Origin of the sequence: Stenotrophomonas sp. NPDC077461 (assembly GCF_049545475.1) — a bacterium.
Taxonomy (GTDB): Bacteria; Pseudomonadota; Gammaproteobacteria; order Xanthomonadales; family Xanthomonadaceae; genus Stenotrophomonas; species Stenotrophomonas nematodicola.
The window spans coordinates 1-19,167 of sequence record NZ_JBMWDO010000008.1; the positions used below are offsets into that span (position 1 = coordinate 1).

Genomic DNA, 19,167 nt, shown 5'->3' on the forward strand with positions numbered 1-19,167 from the left:
CGCAGGAAGCCGATGATCTGTTCTTCGGAAAAGCGCTTCTTCACGTCCAATCTCCTTGTCGTTGAGGATTGGACTCCAAACCGTCGTGCTACTCAGTCCCGGGGGGACGTCGCCCCCACAGTGGACCGGACAACCTTACGGCTAGCTGCTGGTTGCTGACGCCCCCCCCAAACAAAGGACTGGTTTCGATCAGCCTGCACTCGACCGCTCGCGGCAGCGCCGACCGCGCGCAGGCAAAAAGGCCTCGAACCTGAGCGCCCTTAGTTCGTAGGGACGATCTCGGGCCTCAAACATTAAGAACGATTCGCTTGGTGAGCGCGGATGACATTGGAGGAACTGTGTGCAAGTGGCGACAAGGCCAATACAGGAGAGGATGCGAGCCGGCGTTTAGATGGGGTTCGTCCGCAGCTTAAAAAAAACACAACACCAACCTAATTCAATCCATCGACAGCATGCAAGACCCCAGTCAACCGAAGTGATTTGTTATTACACCAAGCCCGAAATTTCTCTGATGAACGCGGCGACATCAGACCTGCCGTCGTCCAACTCAACACCAAACTCTCTCGCAGATTGCTGCGCCAAACACTCCATGCCACCAAGAGCTTGGGCAACTTCGCTTATCAGCGACGCATCGCCACCCACAACAACCGTCTCAGGATCAAACCATAGAAGAACGGAGAAATCCCTTGAAACAAGATAATACTCCGGGCAAAAATCAATACGATCAATGAATTTCACATAGTCACACCAGTCACCCAACTCAGTCCACGGGAAACACTCGACCCCAACTGGCGATGTCAGCGCCGGTACAAACTTCAACGGCATCGCACCTCGTAAACCAAGTCCGAAGACAAGACTATCAAAAACCGCCCTCGGAACCCCAGGAGCACCATAAAGGTCACGATTCAATAAAATCCCCAACCACGTCTTGTCCTTGAATGGAAATCCTGGAAAATCTGAAAAACTCAACAGATCCTCGATTGAGTCTTTTACTCCACCATCCTGAGCAGCACTCATGAACTCTTCTCATATCGAGTGGTTTGAATAACCTTACCATCTGAATCACGGATTTTTATGGTTGGCGCACCTTTATGATCACTCTTTGTGCTTGTATGTTTGTCAGCCACACCACCACCTTTCAAGCTCTTTACCTCAGTGACGTTCCCATGTCGATCCTCATAGCGTTTCGTATCTCCGACGCCTTCGATACTACCCCACGCTGCGTCTGCAGCGTACGCACCGCCAGGATGCACATCACCATTACCTGACTTGGATCCTGTGGATGGCGAAGTCCCCTCCTTGATTTTGTCGGCAGCAGAATTTACGGTATCCGAGCGTTGAACAAGACGGTCCAGGCCTATGACAGCCAGTATTGCGGCGACAACGCCACGACCTCCACTGGCACCACCTGCTCCTGCTCCTGCGCCTGCTCCCGCCCCGCTTCCTGTGGCCATTCCCGCCTCCGCGCATACAGCCGCGTTTGCGGGGTTCATTGCGCATGCGACGACGCTCTGCCGCCCGTCTGGGTCAGTAAACTTGTACGGATTGTTGTTGGCGTACCGGTACCGATTGAACTGCCCCACCGGCTGCTGATACGCGGTCACCGGGTCAACCGACAGGAACACACCCAGCTGCGGATCCATGTACCGCTGCTGCATATAGCTCAGCCCGGTAGCCCCGTCCATGACGTGCCCGGCATACCCCGGCCCGTCCACCACCTTGCCGATCGGCGCTCCATAAGGCTCGTAGTGCGTCCGCTCGACCACCACACCCGCCTGGTTCGTACTTGCTACCGGACTTCCCAGCGCATCGGTATGCAGGTACGTGATGGTTGCGCCTGCCGCGTTGTACTCACGCTGCGCGATCAGGCTGCCGGCGAGATGCACGAACTCACGGCCGACGCCCTTGCGTCCATCGCTTTGGAACACCAGGCGCCCATCTTCGGCGTACTGGGAAAGCACGTTACCGGCCGTGGGGGAGTGGGCCAGAATGCGACGCCCCAATGCGTCATACCGATACGTTTCACTACCAACTACACCGCGTAGCCGGTTACCGAGGTCGAAGATGTGGAAGACGCCATTCTTGCTCTGAAGATTACCTTGGACGTCGTAGCTGAGCCCCATGACGGTGCTACCCGCCCCATCGCGCACATTGGTGAGCTGGTTGCGGCTGTCGTACCAGTAGTGATGATCCTTGACGCCCGGCAGCGTCCAGCTCTTCAGATTGTCAAGCGCATCGTAAGTAAAGCGATGCCAGTAGTCCCCACCGAAGCTGTTTGAACCCGCCGCGATCAAGCGGTCAAGACCGTCGTAGTACATGTGGCGGTTGTAGAACGGCCCCAGCGCCAGGTCGAAGATGTCGCTGACGTTGCCATTCGGGTCGAAACGGGTATCGAAATCGAGCACACCGCTGTCGGTGGTGCGCTCCGGGAGTTGGCGCTCATTCTGCTGCATCGAATGCACGATGCCGTTGCCGTAGGTGAACTGCTTGATGCCGCCGTTGGCGTGGTAGCGTACGCCACTGGCGAAGTTGCCCACACGCGTGGCCTGACCCAGCGCATCAGGTGCGTAGTCCACGGCCAGCCCGCTGGGCCAGACCTGGCCAGCCAGGTGGCCGTTGGCGTTGTAGCTGTACGCGATGGGCCAGTCGTACCATCCTGGCTGCGCCGAACGCTCAACCGTCAGCAGGCGGCGCTTGTTATATGCATAGTGGTTGTACGCCACCGTGGTGCCGGCATCGTTCAACACCATCAGCTGTGATGGCAGGCCGTCCGGCGTATAGGACCAGTCCGTATTGCCATTGCCGTCAGGGAATCGAAGGTGCACCGGCCGGTTACGCACGTCGTAGCCGCGCCATGCAGCACGACCGCTGGAGGTGATGGCCTCGGTGTTGCAGGTCGCGAGGCTGGGGTAGTCCATGCCTGCCGCCGACCAGACCAGGTTGCCGCCAGCGTCGTAGTCCATCAGCGTGGTGCCGGTTTCCGGCTCCACGGTCTTGCACAGCCGCTGATTGGGCGAGTAGACGTAATGCCGCGTGACAGATTGGCTGCCGTCGGCGCTTCGACGGGTAATGGCCTGCGGCTTGCCGAACAGGTCGCGCGCGATCTCGGTGACCGCTCCTTCAGGCGAATGAATCGATACGGGCGTATCGTAGGACGGCTGCCCGAACATCTGATACCGGGTCAGCGTTTGCTGCGCACGCGGATTGACTGTCTTGACCTCGCCACCGGCCAGGTAGTGCGTGGTGCTGACCAGCGGGCCAAGTTCGCTGCTTTGTTCGCTGGACGTCGCCCGCCCGAGCGCATCGTAGCTCTTCCACGTTCCCTTCGAAGGCACGGGGAATGCACCAGCCGGATACGACGCGAACGTCTCGCGCCCATCGGCGTCATGGGTGAACTTCTGCAGCCGCTGGGTACCAACCTGATCTGCGGCATCGTACTCTTGGGTGATCACCGGGCGCAGGAGCCCGTCAAAGTAGGTGATCTTCCTGGCATTGCCCGTTGCCACCACCTGCCCCAGCTCGATCTTGGGTTTGGCGAAGGGCTCGACCGGCGTCACCACCATCCAGTCGAAGTGATATTTGCTCCCGTCAGGCGCCTGGGCGAGGAAGCCTTCACCGGCATGCCGGCTCTTCAACGTGGGCAGACACGAGAGCATCTAGTTGGTGGACGTCAGCCACGGATACGTGCGCCCGTCGGTAGGTGGCGCGGGCGATCCCACCACTACACCTCACGTTGCACTCTGCCGGACACGCAGGCGTGCGTCCCGCGCCTCTCAACGACCTCCGCGCTATGGCGACCAGATCAGAGAATTATCGTGAGTATCAAAGAATACTCTTTCGCAATCCCGCGAGAAAACGAAATACTCAAAGAAGTGCAATTCGCCAAGCAATCTCACCAGCTCCGCACCCTGCTCGATTCTCAGCACCGGCCACGGCGAAGGCTCATCATCAGTGACGACGAGAAATATGGGATCTCCCATATCGGCCAGGAGCGCCGAAATTCGCTCCTTCCATCCACCACCTGATTCGCCGTAGTTCAGCGACCCGGCATTCTTCAAGGACTCCCACCAGTACTGCCGCTCCGAATCAATCCCATGCACGTCGACCAGACTCGCAAGCAGCGCCTCCGCATCAGAAACTTCTGAAACGCCCTCATACCCAAGCGAACAGATCTTCCTGGCCGTCGCTACAGCACTACTATCCTGCACGCTCATTGGTCTTTCCTATCCGGCCTTGATGGATGACGCTCCCCTGAATATGGGATATTTCCTCGCTGCGCACCACCTTCCCCCCTCTTGCCTGCCGACTGCCAGCTTATGTGCTGAGTATCATGGTTCGGCCCTGGACTTGCATGGGGTCCATCGTATCCAATTTTCGCCCCACCCTCCCCCTTGAACTCCACAACTGTACCCGTCTTCTCGTCAACCTTTGAGAAGGACACGTTGCTTGGGTCATTCATCCCAGCCTTCTCAAACGCCTCCCGTCTCGCAGAATCAAAGCCTTCTCCTACCCTCCCTCCGGTACGCGCACCGTCAGCGGCTTTCTCGAACCCTCTGATCGCCTTGATCGCGGTGCCTGCACCCCCGGGCACAACGGGTAGCACAGCAGCAACGGTATCCACGACTGCACCGATTGAATCGACAACACCGGCACCAACATTCCCCTCGCTGAAGTTGGAATAGGCGCTAGCTACTCCCATTGCCACATTTGCTACATCCCAAGCAGTCTCAACGATTCGGCCATCCGGATCAGTAAACTTGTACGGATTTCCATTTGCATACCGATACCGATTGAACTGCTCCAAAGGCTTCGCATACGCAGTCACCGGATCCACGCTCAAGAACACACCCAATTGCGGATCCATATACCGCTGCTGCATATAGCTCAGCCTGGTAGCCCCGTCCATGACGTGCCCGGTATACCCCGGCCCGTCCACCACCTTGCTGATCGGCGCTCCATAAGGCTCGTAGTGCGTCCGCTCGACCACCACACCCGCTTGGTTCGTACTTGCCACCGGACTTCCCAGCGCATCGGTATGCAGGTAGGTGATGGTTGCGCCTGCCGCGTTGTACTCACGCTGCGCGATCAGGCTGCCCGCAAGGTGCACGAACTCCCGACCCAAGCCCTTGGGTCCGTCGCTCTGGAAGACCAGACGGCCGTCCTGCGCATACTGGGAAAGTACGCTCCCGGCACCGGGAGTAAAGGTCAGTATCCGGCGTCCCAACGCATCATAACGATAGCTTTGACTACCCGTGACCTCCCGCAAGCGGTTGCCCAGATCGAAGCTGTGGCTGATGCCGTTCTTGACCCGTAGATTGCCTTGCGGATCGTAGGTGAGCCCCATCACGGTATTGCCCACGCCATCGCGCACATTGGTGAGCTGGTTGCGACTGTCGTACCAGTAGTGATGATCCTTGACGCCCGGCAGCGTCCAGCTCTTCAGATTGTCAAGCGCATCGTAAGTAAAGCGATGCCAGTAGTCCCCACCGAAGCTGTTTGAACCCGCCGCGATCAAGCGGTCAAGACCGTCGTAGTACATGTGGCGGTTGTAGAACGGCCCCAGCGCCAGGTCGAAGATGTCGCTGACGTTGCCATTCGGGTCGAAACGGGTATCGAAATCGAGCACACCGCTGTCGGTGGTGCGCTCCGGGAGTTGGCGCTCATTCTGCTGCATCGAATGCACGATGCCGTTGCCGTAGGTGAACTGCTTGATGCCGCCGTTGGCGTGGTAGCGTACGCCACTGGCGAAGTTGCCCACACGCGTGGCCTGACCCAGCGCATCAGGTGCGTAGTCCACGGCCAGCCCGCTGGGCCAGACCTGGCCAGCCAGGTGGCCGTTGGCGTTGTAGCTGTACGCGATGGGCCAGTCGTACCATCCTGGCTGCGCCGAACGCTCAACCGTCAGCAGGCGGCGCTTGTTATATGCATAGTGGTTGTACGCCACCGTGGTGCCGGCATCGTTCAACACCATCAGCTGTGATGGCAGGCCGTCCGGCGTATAGGACCAGTCCGTATTGCCATTGCCGTCAGGGAATCGAAGGTGTACCGGCCGGTTACGCACGTCGTAGCCGCGCCATGCAGCACGACCGCTGGAGGTGATGGCCTCGGTGTTGCAGGTCGCCAGGCTGGGACAGTTCATGCCTGCCAGCCACATGCTCCCCTCGCATCGATTGGTTCACTACGGTGGCCAAGTACTCGTGGGTAGAGTGGTCGACGACGGTCAGCATCCTGAAACGTCGGCCATCAAACAAGGCGTCGCACCAGCTTTCAGGTGGTGGGTCAGTCACGAATAAGCCACTTCAACTCAGCAGGGCAGTGAACTACAGGGAGTCGACAGCGTTTGAGCGGCGGGGCGGAGGCCTAGGCGCTTCATCGCGACTTTGGCGAAGTCTACCAATTACGAGCCTTGCCTCTGCCTCATCAACTTCGTTGAATTCATACACATCATTGAGCTCAACAAGCCTTGATTCTGGATGGACGTCAAGGGTTCCGCTAATTTTGAAAAGACCGCTTGCGGCGGCAGGCTGATCGTACACCCTCTTGTTGAACTCGCGAATCCGGCCTACAGCGCCATCTGCGGGAGAAATCGCCCCCTGAAAACTGTAGAAGTTAAAGACGGGCTGCATGCACGATGGATTTATTAATATTGTTCCATGCTCAAGTGTTCCGTAGATGTATACATCCCGCACAGGCAGCTCGCGCGTTGGCACGCTCGATAGAACTGCTCTACAGTAGGGATCTTCTATTGGAGAGCTCGAGCAACTGGTCAGTAAAAGACCCACGAAGGCGATGGCAAATTTATTCATGGCTCATATCCAGAGCAACCGCCGCCGCCACTCGCACAGGCTCCTTCCCAAGAGCGCTTTGCACCATCCCAAATAGCTCGCCGTCGATCCGCGAGCGACATTCCAGGTTGATTGTAGGCATTCCTAATGCCTAATGCATTCGCCATCGCGGAGCTCATGCCATAAGCATTTAGTTCCGTCACCATTCGTTCAATGCCTGTTGCAGGAAAGTAACTCGGCCGGGCGCCGGGCTGCATGCTGTCCCATTTATGCACTCCCTCATGACCAACAACCATACCCCCCGACGCCCCCCCGGCTTGAGTAGTGGGCGGGTTTAGAGTCCGGTGCTGATGGTATCTCTCTTTCCAGCCAACTGTGCGGCGTACTGGGCGGGCGTCAGCCCGCCAAGAGCCCGCTTAGGCCGTTCTTCGTTGTAGTCACGCCGCCAGCTTTCGATACTGGTCCTGGCATGGAGCAACGTCGGGAGCCAATGCTCGTTCAGACATTCATCGCGCAGCCGCCCGTTGAAGGACTCAACGTAAGCGTTTTGGTTCGGCTTCCCCGGCTCGATCAGGCGCAGGGCAATTCCCTTCTCGCGAGCCCACGCCACCATCGCTTTTCCGCAAAACTCCTTGCCGTTGTCTGTCCTGATCACCTGCGGCAAACCGCGCTGAACGGCCAATCTGTCCAGCACCCTGGCAACGCCTTGCCCGGAAATAGCTCGTTCAACCTCAATGGCCACGGCCTCGCGAGTGGCGTCATCAACGATGGTCAAACACTTGATTACTCGGCCTTCCGCGGTGCGGTCGAACACAAAATCCATCGACCACACCTGGTTGGCGGCGGACGGGCGCAGCAAGGGCTGACGTTCACCGACAGGTACCTTCTTGCGCTTCCTGCGACGCACCTGCAGGCCAGCTTCCTGATACGGGCGCTCCACACGCTTGTAGTTCACGACGAACCCACTCTGTCGCAGCTTCAGATGGATCATGCCCACGCCGTAACGTCGATGCCGGTGTGCCAGGGCCGCGATCTGCTCACGCAGTTCAACGTTGTGGTCCGGCCTGGGCTCGTGCTGGCGCTCATGCGTGCAACCACCAACGCACGCCGCTCACTGAGCCCTTTCTCGACCATGCTCCGCACCAGCAACCTGCGCGCCGGTGCGGTCACCACTTTTTTCGCAATGCATCCTTTATCACGTCGTTCTCGAACATCTGCTCGGCCAGCAGCTTCTTCAGGCGCGTGTTCTCGGCCTCCAGGTCTTTGAGCCGCTTGGCGTCGGGCACGCTCATGCCACCGAACTTGCTGCGCCACAGGTAGTACGAGGCCTCACTGAAGCCATGTTGGCGGCACAGATCCTTGATCGGCATGCCGGCCTCCGCCTCGCGCAGGAAGCCGATGATCTGTTCTTCGGAAAAGCGCTTCTTCACGTCCAATCTCCTTGTCGTTGAGGATTGGACTCCAAACCGTCGTGCTACTCAATCCCGGGGGGACGTCGGCTCCCCCTTGGGACTGAGCCCCACCACTACTTTCAATAAGGCGCTGCTCGCGTCCAGCGATTGCATCAGGATTTGAAGAGTTCTTGTCCACCGTGGCAGGACGGTACCCATCTGCAGTTTTGGCTTGATGATCTGGCTGAGCTGTACGCTTTGCCACCTGCTGCTCAGGCGTCCCTGTTCCGCTCGTTCTCCCTGAGTATGTTGGCTTGACCGGATGGTCGCTGCATATGCGACGCTTGTGACCGACGAGCAGCGCGCCATCGGCTCGGCGGTGTAGACGTTCCATCCCGAGTAATGCTCGAAGGTCCCCCCAGGTAGGGAATGTCGATGTCCCAGTCGCCCATCGGCAGGTTGGGAATCCCTTCGCCTGGCACCGCATACTTCCGCCCCAGCGCCACAGGCAAGTTGTTGTTGCCCGGAATGGAGACGTCGCTGACGGCGAAACTGAGCTCGCCCGTGTAAAGGTTTACGGCGTCGCCAAAGAGCTGCGGCCCTTCAGCCGTGATGTGCTCGCGCGATTTGATCAGCTTGGAGTATTCCTCCCAAGGCTGCGCGGCCCAGACTGGCTGCGTGAGGAGTACGAAGGCGCACAGCAGGGTCCGACCCGCCGCCCGAAGGAGAGGCTTCATAGGATGTGATTCCATTCTGACGTTCCACGGCCTCCCCACTCATTGAATTGAGTCGGACAGCCCCCTGTTACCGATGTGTCGTGCTGCTGTCGGCTCCCCAGTCGAACAGCATCGGGTTTGTATCACGGGTAGGCGAGCTTCACAATCTCGGAAGGACGTCGGTCAGGGCGTCCGCAACAAGACCAAGGTGTTCAAGCGCGTCGCCCGGCGGTACCGGGACGACGCGCTTTCCCTCCTGAGAATCCGGGCAGCCCTCCCCGGCGCTGGGTGAACGGCCGGTTTCGTCCCTTACCCCCCGGCCATCCATTTCAGGATCAGACCGGTCACATAGGCCAGGCCGGTACCGGTGGCATAGCCCACCGTGCCGAGCAGCACGCCCACCGGTGCCAGCGACGGATGGAACGCCGCGGCGACCACCGGGGCCGATGCGGCGGCGCCGATGTTGCCCTGCGAACCAATGGCGAAGAAGAACAGCGGCGCGCGCACCAGCTTGGCGACGATCCACAGCACCAGGATGTGGGTGAGCATCCAGATCACACCCAGGGCAAACAGCCACGGGCGGTCCAGCAGCGACATCAGGTCCATCTGCATGCCGATGCAGGCGATCAGGAAGTACAGGAACACCGTGCCCAGGCGCGAAGCGCCGGCCGCTTCGAGTCGGCGCGCACGGGTGAAGCTCAGACCCAGGCCGAGCGCGGTGGACAGCAGCACCACCCACACGAACGGGCTGTCCAGGCTGAACTGGCTGGCCCAGCTGACGTTCTCCTTGAACCAGCCGCTGAGCGGCGCGGCAATCGCATGAGCCAGACCCACGCCGCCCAGCGCCACGCCGACAATCACCATCAGGTCGGTCAGGCTGGGAATGCGCGCGTTCTGCGCCTCGTAGGCGGAGATGCGTTCTTTCATCTCGTCGATGGCGCGGGTGTCGGCGCCGTTGCGGATGTCGATCTGCTTGGCGCGATTGGCCAGGAACAGCAGGATGGCCATCCACAGGCTGGCACAGGCCACATCAACCACCGCGAACTGGCCGAAGGTGGTGGCGTCGGTGCCGAACACTTCGCGCATCGCCACCATGTTGGCGCCGCCGCCGATCCAACTGCCGGCCAACGCCGCCATGCCCGTCCAGGTATCGCCGGCCACCGTTTCGGGGTGGATCCAGGACATCACCTGGAACGACACGATCGCGCCGAGCATGATGCCAAGCGTGCCGGCGCAGAACACCAGCAGCAGCTTGGGACCGAGCTTGATCACCCCCTTGATGTCGATCGACAACGTGAGCAGCACCAGCGCGGCCGGCAGCAGGACGTCACGGGCGATCGGGTTGTACAGCGTGGTGTTGTGCCCGTCGATCAGACCGGCGGTGTTGTAGATGGCCGGGATGAAGTAGCACAGCAGCAGCGCCGGGACCCAGGCGAAGATTTTTTTCAGGAGCGGGGTCGGGCCGCTGGCAGCCCAGAAAACAAGGGCCAGGGTGGCGGCAATCAGGCCGAGGCCGACGATGTCGCTGGTGATCAGGGCAGTACTGGGTTCGGTCGGCATGACGCCATCCTCTGTCGATCGAAGGGATAAAAAAAGCGCCGCATGTAGCGGCGCGTAGTGAGCTTAACATTGTCTTCACGACGGGCCGTGCCGCGGCGCAGCGTGGCCCGGGACGATCACGACGTCGGCCAATCCGGCAGCGACGCGCCCAGATCGAGAATCACCCGCGTCCCGCGTGGCTCGCACGGCTCGATCTGCAGCGCCCAGCCAAGGTGCTCGCAAAGGCGGGCAATCAGCTCCAGCCCGATCCCGCTCTGCTCATTGCGGTAGCCGCGGGCCATGCGCGCGTGCACCGCGGCGATTTCTTCCGGACTCATGCCGTGCCCGGGATCCTGCAGCGTCACCACGGCCTGCGGCGAGACCTCGATGCGGATGGTGCCGCGCCCGCTGTTCTCGATCGCATTGCGCAGCAGGTTGCCGATCGCTGCCTGCACCACGCCGAGTGGCGCCACGATGTCCACCCGTGCCAGTCCACCGAGGTCGATGCGCAGGTCCTTGTCGCCCATCAGGTGGCGATGGTCTTCGATGATGTCCGGCACCAGCTGGTCCAGCGCGATGCGCTCGCCCAGCGCCGCCAGCCGGGCCGGATCGCGCGCCAGCACCAGCAGCAGCTGGATCAGCTGCTCCACGCCCTGCGCGGTGCGCCGCACCCGCTGCATCTGCTGCCGCGCCCGATCGGGCACGTCCGGCTCGCCCAGCGCGAGCTCGGCCGCGCCGGTGATCACCGCAATGGGCGTGCGCAGCTCATGGCTGGCGGTACTGATGAACACACGTTCGCGCTCGACGAACTGCTCGTTGCGCGCCAGGTAGTCGTTGAGCGCATTGGCGATGACATACAACTCCGAACTACCGCGCGGATCCACTTCCACACGCTGCCCCGGCACGCCCGGACGCAGTTCATCGATGCGGCGCGCCAGCGAGCTGAGCGGGCGCACCAGGCGGCCCACGCCGAAGGACGCCATGAGCACGGTGACAATGATCATCACCACGCCGGCCAGCATCACCCAGCGCGTGGCGAACTGCTCCAGCTCGTGGAAGTCGTTGATGTCCAGCACCAGCGCGAGACGGCCCAGATGGGGCGTTTCGCGCACCATCACCGCGCTTTGCCGGCCGCCGACCATGACCCCGTCGTGCAGACCCGGATGCAGCGCGCGCAGGCTCTCCGGCGCGTCGCTGGCGTCATTGATGTAGAACAGGCGCAGGGTGTCCGAATCCTGCCAGCGGTAGTGCGGCTCGTGCTCGATGTGGTTGACGATGCTGTCCAGTTCGGAATTGAGCAGCGCGCGCCATGCTGAATGTTCGGCATGCTCGTGCACGTAGTTGCCCACGCTGAACACCGCCAGTGAGATCAGCGCCAGATACCCCAGCAGCCACCACACCATGCGCCGGTGCAACGGTGCCGGCCGGCGCGTGGCACTACGCCATCTCATCGCTGCTCCCTGCGGCGCTGACGCCGAGTCGATAGCCCACGCGCGGCAGGGTGTGGATCAGCTTCTGCTGGAACGGACCGTCGACGCTGCGGCGCAGTTCGTAGATGTGCGAGCGCAGCAGGTCGCCGTCGGGCAGTTCGTCGCCCCACAGCGCGAACTCCAGCTGCTGGCGGGTCACGGCGCCCGGGCTGGCACGCATCAGCACCTCCAGCAACTTGCGGCAGGCCGGGTACAGGTGGAGCGTCTTGCCGTCGCGCTGCGCTTCCAGCGTGGCCAGGTCCAGGCGCAGGTCCGCCACTTCCAGTGCCTTGCGCGGGTTGCGGCCGTTGGCACGCACCATCAGCGCTTCCAGCCGCACCTCCAGTTCGGGCAGGGCGAACGGCTTGGTCAGGTAGTCGTCCGCACCGGCCCGGAACCCGGCGATCTTGTCGGGCAGCTCGTCGCGGGCGGTGAGCATGATCACCGGCACTTCCGAGCCGTGGTCGGCGCGCAGCCGGCGCAGCACCTCCGGCCCCTCCATGCGCGGCAGCATCCAGTCCAGCACCAGCGCATCGTAGGGGTGGGTGACGGCCAGGTGCAGGCCGGTCACGCCATCGGGGGCCACATCGAGCACATGTCCCCGCGATTCGAAATAATCGAATAGATTGGCGACCAGCTGGCGGTTGTCTTCGATGACCAGAAGCCGCATGGGGATACTCGGTGTGAAGGATCACGGCATGGTAGCGGGAACCACGTCGGAATCCGGTCGCAATACGATGCATTTCGACGCTTTTCCCACGCTGTCGGGGAGACAGTGACTGTTTGTTGTAGGGTCCGCGGATGCACCACACCTCACGTTCGGCACGCCTCTGGCGTCCCTTGGCCTGCCTGGCCATGCTGCTGGCCCTGGCGGCCGGCATCGGCCTGCGCCAGCCCTCGCCCCCGGATGAACCGCGCTTCGTGCTGGCCGCCCGCGCAATGGTCGATACCGGGCAGTGGCTGCTGCCGCACCGGGGCAACGAGCTGTACGCCGAGAAGCCACCGGTGTTCATGTGGATGCAGGCCGCCAGTCACCAGGTGTTCGGCGGCTGGAACCTGGCCTTCCTGGTCCCGTCGCTGCTGGCGGCACTGCTGACGCTGTGGCTGACCTGGGACCTGACCCGGCGCCTGTGGAACCGCCGCGTCGCGTGGTGGGCCGTGCTCGCCTTGTTCAGCTGCCTGCAGTTCGGGCTGATGGCCAAACGCGCGCAGATCGATATGGTGCTGGTGGCGATGACCACCCTGGCCATGTGGGGTCTGCTGCGCCATCTGCTGGAAGGCCGCAACCTGACCGCACTGTGGATCGCCGGCATTGCCGCCGGCGTGGGCACGGTGACCAAGGGCGTGGGCTTTCTGCCGCTGCTGGTGCTGCTGCCGTGGGCGGTGTGGCGCTGGCGCGGCCGGGCGCTGGACCGGCCGGCCGTGCCGGCACGTACGCTGTGGTGGCTGCTGCCCGCCTTCCTGCTGGGCACGGCGGTGTGGCTGGCGCCCCTGGGCATCGCGCTGCTGAGCGACCCCGACCCGAGCCTGCACGCCTATGCGCGTGAGCTGCTGTTCAAGCAGACCGGCACCCGCTACGCCAATGCGTGGCACCACGTGCAGCCGGCCTGGTATTACCTGCAGGTGATGGCGACGTTGTGGCTGCCCGGCAGCCTGCTGCTGCCGGCCCTGCTGCCGGGCTGGTGGCGGCGCCTGAAGCGGCTGGACGGCCGCTACTGGCTGCTGCTGGGCTGGTGCCTGCTGGTGCTGGTGTTCTTCAGCGCCAGCCCGGGCAAGCGCGAGGTCTACATCTTCCCGATGCTGCCGCTGCTGTGCGTGGCCGCCGCGCCGCTGCTGCCCGGCCTGCTGCGCCGGGCCGGGGTGCGCTGGCTCCTGCTGGCCTACGTGGCGCTGCTGGCAGTGGGCGCGCTGTACGTCGCCGTGAACCTGCACGGCGGCAGCCCGTGGGCGCACGCGCAACTGGCCCGGCGTGACATGCCCGACAGCCTGCTGCCGGTGCTGGGCAACTGGCTGCTCGGCTTCGGCGTGGTGCTGGCGGTTCTGGTGGTGTGGCTGCGCCAGCGCCGCGCCGGCCTGCTGGTGGTGGTCACCGCGGTCCTGCTCTGGAACCTGTATGGCTGGGGCCTGATGCCGACGCTGGACCCGTACAGCTCGGCCTCGGCGCTGATGCAGCGGGTCGGCCAGCGGATCGGACCGGACGCCGAACTGGGTCTGGTGGCCTGGCGCGAGCAGAACCTGCTGCAGGCCGATCGCAAGGCCGCCGTGTTCGGTTTCAAGCGGCCCTGGGACCAGCAGTGGCAGGACGCCGGCCCGTGGCTCGCGCAGGCGCCACAGACCCGCTGGGTGCTGGTGCTGGACGAGGCGATGAGCCCGTGCGTGGATCGTGCCCAGGTGATCGAGATCGGCAGCAGCAACCGCAACCGCTGGCAGCTGTTGCCGGGTACCGCGTGGCGCAGCGACTGCACCGCGCACCTGCCCAGTGATGCTGCCGACCCGGACACGGACTGAACCGATGACGCATCCGGCCGCCGTTTAACCCTGGGCCAACATTGCTCCGACCCCGCTCCGACACTGCGCTGATGACCATGACGCCGGATCATTCACCGGCTCCCGCGCCCATGTCCTCTGCGTTCCCCGCTTCCGTGCCGCACCCCCTTGCCGCCGCGCCCGCGGCGGTCGGATTCCTGCGCCGCCATCTGTGGTCCCCGCTGCTGGCCGCCCTGCTCGTCAGCGCGGTCCTGATGGGGGCCGGTGGCGACCAGTGGCTGGCCGACCAGTTCTATCGGCTGGAGGGCCAGCAATGGGCTCTGCAGAACGCGTGGGTCACCAGCCACCTGGTGCATCGCGGCGGCAAGTGGGCCAGCAGCCTGGCCGCGCTGATCGCGATCGTGGCGTGCTTCCACGCCTGGCGCCAACCGCGCCTGGCACGCTGGCGCTGGCCACTGCTGTACCTGGTGCTGGCGGTGGCGCTCGGCACGGGCGCGGTGTCGCTGCTGAAGTCATTGACCAACATGGATTGCCCGTGGGACCTGGCCCGCTACGGCGGCGCCCGCGAGTACATCGGCCTGTTCGCTTCACGGCCGCACGACATGGCGCGTGGCATCTGCTTTCCTGCCGGTCATTCCAGCGCCGGCTTCGCCTGGGTGGCGCTGTACTTCTTCGCGCTGATGGTCCGCCCGGCGTGGCGGTGGCGTGGTCTGTCGGTGGGACTGGTGGCCGGCGCGACATTCGGCCTGTCGCAGCAACTGCGGGGCGCGCACTTTCTCTCGCACGACCTGTGGACTGTGACCACCTGCTGGATGGTGTCACTGGGTCTCTACCAGGGTGTCCAGGCCATCGCCGCACGCCGCCAGGCGCGCGGCACGCTGCAACTGCAAGGAGAGCGGGCATGAGTGCATCGGTGTCGCGCGCGCAGCGCTTTCCGGCCCTGTCACAGCTGCTGGCCTGGCGCCCGCAGTGGTCAACCGAGACCCTGATCGCGGCGACCAGCCTGTTCTTCGCAGTCGCCTGCAATGGCCTGTTCTGGCACAGCGCGATGGCCACCCACCCGGGCAGCCTGCGCTTCGCCCTGTCGCTGCTGTTGTTCCTGGTCGGCGCACACTGCCTGTTGATGGGACTGCTGGTCTGGCGCTGGAATGCCAAGGGGGTGGTCAGCGTGCTGCTGCTCTGCACGGCGCTGGCCGCGCACTACATGGGCAGCTACCACATCTATCTGGATGCGGACATGCTGCGCAACGTGCTGGCCACCGACCACAAGGAGAGCCGCGAGCTGATGACCCCGGCGATGCTGCCGCCTGTGCTGCTGCTGGCGGTGTTGCCGATGGTGGTGGTGTGGCGGGTGCAGCTGATCCGTCGCGGCTGGGGCCGCACGCTGCTGTGGCGCGCCGGTTTCCTGCTGCTGTCGGCGCTGGTGGCATTTGGCGGGGCCATGCTGTCGTTCCAGGAAATGTCGGCCCTGATGCGCAACCAGCGTGAAGTGCGCTACTTGGCCACGCCGGGCAACATCCTGCTCGGCCTGCCCAAGGCGCTGCGCGGCGACAACCCGATCCAGCGCGCGCCGAAGCTGCCGATCGGCACCGATGCCAAGGCCACACCGCGCGCGGCCGGCAGCCGGCCGCGGCTGCTGGTGATCGTGATGGGTGAAACCGCACGTGCGCAGAACTGGGGCCTCAACGGCTACGCCAGGCAGACCACACCGCAACTGGCGCAGACCAACGTCATCAACTTCCCGGACATGCATGCCTGCGGCACCAGCACCGAGGTATCGCTGCCCTGTCTGTTCTCGCCCTATGGCCGTCACGACTACGACGAAAAGAAGATCCGCGCGCACCAGTCGCTGCTGCATGTACTGGATCGCGCCGGCATCGGCGTGCTCTGGCGCGACAACCAGTCCGGCTGCAAGGGCGTCTGCGAGGGCCTGGAGATGCAGGCACTGGACGATGCCAGGCATCCGACCCTGTGCGCGAACGGCCGCTGCATGGACGAGATCCTGATCGACGACCTGGCGGCGCAGGTACGTGCCAGGCCGGGCGACCGGGTGGTGGTGCTGCACCAGCTGGGCAACCACGGGCCCAGCTACTACGAGCGCTACCCGGCGCGGTTCCGCCACTTCACGCCCACCTGCGACACGCCGGACCTGGGCAGGTGCAGCCGTGAGCAGATCACCAACAGCTACGACAACGCGCTGCTCTACACCGATCACCTGCTGTCGCGCACGATCGGTACGCTGCAGGGCATGGACGACTACGACACCGCGATGATCTACGTGTCCGATCATGGCGAGTCGCTGGGCGAGAAGGGCCTGTACCTGCATGGCGTGCCCTACGCGATCGCCCCGCAGGAGCAGACCCGGGTGCCGATGACGATGTGGTTCTCGCCCGGGTTCGCTGCCAATCGTGGGCTGGACCTGGCCTGCGTGCGCCGGCGCGCCACGGCCTACACCGATCATGACAACCTGTTTCCCTCGGTGCTGGGCCTGATGCAGGTCAGGACCACGCTGTATGAGCGGCAGCGGGATCTGTTTGCGGGGTGCGAGGCGTAACGCACGGCGCGGCCGGTCTGCCCCGGCAGGCAGAGCGCCCCGCGCAGTGGGCGTTGTTGCCCTGCCCCTTGCGGTGTGGCGGGCGCTTCACTAGCCTTCGCCGGTCTGTCACCACCCAAGGATGTCCCCGTGAACCACCGCCCGCTCCTGCTGGCCCTGGCTGTCGGTGCTGCCGCACTGACGCTGGCGGCCTGCCAGAAGGAACCGTCCCCGGCCGATTCGCCGGCGGCGGGTACCGCTACCCCGTCCGAGACCGCGGACCAGTTCGTCGCCCGGGTCAACGCCGAGTACAAGGCCATGTACCCGGAAATGACCTCGGCGCAATGGCTGTCCTCGACCTACATCAACGACGACTCCGAGCGGGTGGCGGCCAAGGCCAACGAGCGCTGGCTGACCGTGCTCAACGGCTGGATCACGCAGGCGGCGGCATTCGACGGCCAGCCGATGTCCGAGGACAGCAAGCGCGCCATCCACCTGCTCAAGCTGATGACCTCGATGCCGGCTCCGCGAGACCCGGCCAAGCTGGCCGAGCTGACCCGCATCGCCAGCCGCATGGAAGGCGCGTACGGCGCGGGCAAGTACTGCACCGACGACGCCGACCCGGCGAGTTGCCGCCAGCTGGGCGATCTGGAACAGGTACTGGCGCGCAGCCGCGACTACACCCTGCAGCTGGATGCCTGGCAGGGCTGGCACAGCACCACCAAGCCGATGCGTGCCGATTACCAGCGCTTCGTCGGTCTGGTCAACGAAGGCGCCAAGGAAATGGGCTTCGCCGATGCGGGCCAGATGTGGCGCAGCGGCTATGACATGCCGCCGGAGCAGATCGGCCCGGAAACCGACCGGCTGTGGGAGCAGGTCAAACCGATGTACGAGCAGCTGCACTGCTACGCCCGTACCAAGCTGGACACGACCTACGGCAAGGACAAGGCCGAAGTGGACGGCGGCCTGATCGCCGCGCACCTGCTCGGCAACATGTGGCAGCAGGACTGGTCCAACCTGTGGGACCAGCTGGAACCCTACCCGGGCGCGGGAAGCCTGGACATCACCGCGGCGCTGGAAAAGCAGTACCAGACCAACCTGAGCGGCGCGCTGGCCAAGGCCGGTGGCAACGGCGCCAGCGCCGAAGCGCAGTTCAAGGCGCAGCGTGAGGCCGAACTGCGGACCGCCAAGCAGATGACCGAACGCGCGCAGGACTTCTACGTGTCGCTGGGCATGCCGGCGCTGCCGAAGTCGTACTGGGACAAGACCCAGTTCATCAAGCCGCTGGACCGCGATGTGGTCTGCCATGCCAGCGCGTGGGACATGAACATGGACGGCGATGTGCGCACCAAGATGTGCATCAAGCCGAACGAAGAGACCTTCACCACGATCTACCACGAGCTGGGCCACATCTATTACGACCTGGCCTACAACCCGCTGCCGCCGCTGTTCCAGGGCGGTGCCAACGATGGGTTCCATGAAGCGATCGGCGACACCATCGTGCTGGCGATGACCCCGCAGTACCTCAACTCGATCGGCCTGGTCGACAAGCCGCAGGAAAGCCGCGAGGCGACCATCAACGCGCAGATGCGCATGGCGCTGAGCGGCGTGTCGTTCCTGCCGTTCGGGCTGATGATCGACCGCTGGCGCTGGGGCGTCTTCGACGGCTCGATCACCCCGGACCACTACAACCAGGCCTGGTGGGATCTGAAGGCCAAGTACCAGGGCGTGGCCCCGGCCAGCGCACGCGGCGAGGAGTTCTTCGATCCGGGCGCCAAGTACCACGTGCCGGGCAACACGCCGTACACCCGCTACTTCCTGGCGCGCATCCTGCAGTTCCAGTTCTACAAGGGCCTGTGCGACGCGGCCGGCTACACGGGTCCGCTGCACCAGTGCAGCTTCTACGGCAACAAGGAAGCCGGTCAGAAGTTCTGGGCGATGCTGAGCAAGGGCGCCAGCCAGCCGTGGCAGGCCACGCTGAAGGAAATCACCGGCGGCGACAAGCTCGATGCCGGCCCGATGATCGAGTACTTCAGCCCGGTCAACGAGTGGCTCAAGCAGCAGAACCAGGGCCAGATGTGCGGTTGGCAGGTCCCTGCGGCCACCGCCGCGGCCAAGCCGGCAGCAGCGGCTCCCGCCGCCCACTGAGCAGTAATGCGATAAAAAAAGAACCGGCCGCAAGGCCGGTTTTTTTTTGGGGGGTCTGTCTGCCGGTTACACCTGACAGCGGCGCCGTTCCGGGGTACC

13 protein-coding genes and 1 pseudogene are annotated in these 19,167 nt (G+C 63.5%); 4 read left to right on the top strand and 10 right to left on the bottom strand.

The genetic code is table 11. The features are described from left to right. Positions 1-486: 486 nt before the first annotated feature. From ACPEH8_RS14070 to ACPEH8_RS14115, 10 genes and pseudogenes are all read right to left on the bottom strand, one after another. The gene (locus ACPEH8_RS14070; protein WP_262072015.1) at positions 487-1,017 is read right to left on the bottom strand and encodes a hypothetical protein; all 531 of its coding nucleotides are present in this window, start codon (positions 1,015-1,017) and stop codon (positions 487-489) included. Next, positions 1,014-3,635, bottom strand: a complete 2,622-nt coding sequence (locus ACPEH8_RS14075; RefSeq protein ID WP_423667213.1) for an RHS repeat domain-containing protein — start codon at positions 3,633-3,635, stop codon at positions 1,014-1,016. Before ACPEH8_RS14075 ends, ACPEH8_RS14070 begins: the two co-directional genes overlap by 4 nt. 153 nt (positions 3,636-3,788) lie before the next feature. Further along, positions 3,789-4,214, bottom strand: coding sequence for a hypothetical protein (locus ACPEH8_RS14080; RefSeq protein ID WP_423667216.1), 426 nt, complete (start codon positions 4,212-4,214; stop codon positions 3,789-3,791). Then, positions 4,211-6,154, bottom strand: a complete 1,944-nt coding sequence (locus ACPEH8_RS14085; RefSeq protein ID WP_423667219.1) for a polymorphic toxin type 47 domain-containing protein — start codon at positions 6,152-6,154, stop codon at positions 4,211-4,213. The genes ACPEH8_RS14080 and ACPEH8_RS14085 overlap by 4 nt, the downstream gene beginning before the upstream one ends. A gap of 166 nt (positions 6,155-6,320) precedes the next feature. Further along, positions 6,321-6,806 carry a hypothetical protein gene (locus tag ACPEH8_RS14090; protein WP_166473320.1) on the bottom strand — a complete coding sequence of 162 codons (486 nt, stop codon included), beginning with the start codon at positions 6,804-6,806 and terminating at the stop codon, positions 6,321-6,323. A gap of 313 nt (positions 6,807-7,119) precedes the next feature. Further along, positions 7,120-8,155 (bottom strand): annotated as a pseudogene (locus tag ACPEH8_RS14095) (IS3 family transposase). A gap of 293 nt (positions 8,156-8,448) precedes the next feature. Beyond that, positions 8,449-8,913 (bottom strand): hypothetical protein, encoded by a 465-nt coding sequence (locus tag ACPEH8_RS14100; RefSeq protein WP_423667222.1) that lies wholly within the window; start codon positions 8,911-8,913, stop codon positions 8,449-8,451. 288 nt (positions 8,914-9,201) lie between these two features. After that, entirely contained in the window at positions 9,202-10,452 is a 1,251-nt protein-coding gene (locus ACPEH8_RS14105; RefSeq protein WP_136003111.1) for a DUF819 domain-containing protein, read from the bottom strand. A 116-nt stretch (positions 10,453-10,568) separates the two neighbouring features. Next, positions 10,569-11,882, bottom strand: coding sequence for a sensor histidine kinase (locus tag ACPEH8_RS14110; RefSeq protein WP_017356898.1), 1,314 nt, complete (start codon positions 11,880-11,882; stop codon positions 10,569-10,571). Beyond that, positions 11,869-12,570, bottom strand: a complete 702-nt coding sequence (locus ACPEH8_RS14115; protein ID WP_017356899.1) for a response regulator transcription factor — start codon at positions 12,568-12,570, stop codon at positions 11,869-11,871. The genes ACPEH8_RS14110 and ACPEH8_RS14115 overlap by 14 nt, the downstream gene beginning before the upstream one ends. 131 nt (positions 12,571-12,701) lie before the next feature. Between ACPEH8_RS14115 and ACPEH8_RS14120 the strand changes: the two genes are divergently transcribed. The 4 genes from ACPEH8_RS14120 to ACPEH8_RS14135 all read left to right on the top strand — a co-directional run bounded on the left by ACPEH8_RS14120 (position 12,702) and on the right by ACPEH8_RS14135 (position 19,068). Next, on the top strand, positions 12,702-14,408 hold the full coding sequence (locus ACPEH8_RS14120; RefSeq protein WP_166473323.1) for an ArnT family glycosyltransferase: 1,707 nt from the start codon (positions 12,702-12,704) through the stop codon (positions 14,406-14,408). 110 nt (positions 14,409-14,518) lie between these two features. After that, on the top strand, positions 14,519-15,292 hold the full coding sequence (locus ACPEH8_RS14125) for a phosphatase PAP2 family protein (RefSeq protein WP_166473324.1): 774 nt from the start codon (positions 14,519-14,521) through the stop codon (positions 15,290-15,292). Continuing rightward, the gene (locus ACPEH8_RS14130; RefSeq protein ID WP_166473325.1) at positions 15,289-16,941 is read left to right on the top strand and encodes a phosphoethanolamine transferase; all 1,653 of its coding nucleotides are present in this window, start codon (positions 15,289-15,291) and stop codon (positions 16,939-16,941) included. Before ACPEH8_RS14125 ends, ACPEH8_RS14130 begins: the two co-directional genes overlap by 4 nt. 129 nt (positions 16,942-17,070) lie before the next feature. Continuing rightward, positions 17,071-19,068 (top strand): M2 family metallopeptidase, encoded by a 1,998-nt coding sequence (locus tag ACPEH8_RS14135; RefSeq protein WP_136003107.1) that lies wholly within the window; start codon positions 17,071-17,073, stop codon positions 19,066-19,068. The last annotated feature ends 99 nt before the right edge of the window (positions 19,069-19,167 follow it).

What these genes read in the sequence shown, in the direction of transcription:
- ACPEH8_RS14105 (WP_136003111.1), bottom strand. Translation starts at nt 10,452, where the DNA reads ATGCCGACCGAACCCAGTACTGCCCTGATCACCAGCGACATCGTCGGC.
- ACPEH8_RS14080 (WP_423667216.1), bottom strand. Translation starts at nt 4,214, where the DNA reads ATGAGCGTGCAGGATAGTAGTGCTGTAGCGACGGCCAGGAAGATCTGT.
- ACPEH8_RS14120 (WP_166473323.1), top strand. Translation starts at nt 12,702, where the DNA reads ATGCACCACACCTCACGTTCGGCACGCCTCTGGCGTCCCTTGGCCTGC.
- ACPEH8_RS14070 (WP_262072015.1), bottom strand. Translation starts at nt 1,017, where the DNA reads ATGAGTGCTGCTCAGGATGGTGGAGTAAAAGACTCAATCGAGGATCTG.
- ACPEH8_RS14085 (WP_423667219.1), bottom strand. Translation starts at nt 6,154, where the DNA reads ATGTGGCTGGCAGGCATGAACTGTCCCAGCCTGGCGACCTGCAACACC.
- ACPEH8_RS14115 (WP_017356899.1), bottom strand. Translation starts at nt 12,570, where the DNA reads ATGCGGCTTCTGGTCATCGAAGACAACCGCCAGCTGGTCGCCAATCTA.
- ACPEH8_RS14100 (WP_423667222.1), bottom strand. Translation starts at nt 8,913, where the DNA reads ATGAAGCCTCTCCTTCGGGCGGCGGGTCGGACCCTGCTGTGCGCCTTC.
- ACPEH8_RS14090 (WP_166473320.1), bottom strand. Translation starts at nt 6,806, where the DNA reads ATGAATAAATTTGCCATCGCCTTCGTGGGTCTTTTACTGACCAGTTGC.
- ACPEH8_RS14130 (WP_166473325.1), top strand. Translation starts at nt 15,289, where the DNA reads ATGAGTGCATCGGTGTCGCGCGCGCAGCGCTTTCCGGCCCTGTCACAG.
- ACPEH8_RS14125 (WP_166473324.1), top strand. Translation starts at nt 14,519, where the DNA reads ATGTCCTCTGCGTTCCCCGCTTCCGTGCCGCACCCCCTTGCCGCCGCG.
- ACPEH8_RS14110 (WP_017356898.1), bottom strand. Translation starts at nt 11,882, where the DNA reads ATGAGATGGCGTAGTGCCACGCGCCGGCCGGCACCGTTGCACCGGCGC.